The sequence below is a fragment of the Geobacillus sp. WSUCF1 genome, from assembly GCF_000422025.1.
Classification (GTDB): domain Bacteria; phylum Bacillota; class Bacilli; order Bacillales; family Anoxybacillaceae; genus Geobacillus; species Geobacillus zalihae.
This window is the reverse complement of the sequence record NZ_ATCO01000286.1, coordinates 1-542: the sequence shown is the minus strand read 5'-3', so window position 1 is coordinate 542 and position 542 is coordinate 1. Positions and strand designations below refer to the sequence as shown.

Sequence of the window (542 nt, the reverse complement as noted above, 5' to 3'; positions counted from 1 at the left end):
ATATTGCGTTGCCATGTTTCCGCATAGCCAATGACAAGTTTGCCAATTTGATTTTCAATACAGTAGTTAATGATGTAACGGCAAGTCTTGTTGATATAATCATTCACTTTATTATTGCGATTCATAGCAAGCAAAGCCTGTTTACGAGTGGTGCCTTTGATTTTTTGCTTATCTTTTATGCTTTGAAGTCTGGCATTTTCTTTGTTAAACCATTGATTTATACTTTTTAATCTCCGCCCATCAATGATGAATGATCTGCCGTCTGATGTGACACAAGTGGCAAGATTGTTTAATCCTAAATCAATTGCCAGTGCTTTTTGGTCGTTTAATTCTCTTTGATCTTCAGGCATTTCATATTTGTACTGAATCTCAAAGAACCTGGCATGATGCTTAGGAATGATTTCAATCTGCTTAATCTTTTTGTCCAGTAACACAGGCGGAATCGTTATCGTGATAGGCTTGTGAGTCTTTTTAAATAGGCGAGAATACGGTATCGTGAATTTGTTGCCGTCTATACGAATCTGGCCAATGATCAGTGAATG

General features: G+C 36.9%; 1 protein-coding gene. It reads right to left on the bottom strand.

Annotated elements, in window-relative coordinates:
* Positions 1–542, bottom strand: a 542-nt coding sequence (locus tag I656_RS0117235; protein WP_033007000.1) for a transposase, incomplete at both ends; no start/stop codon positions are given.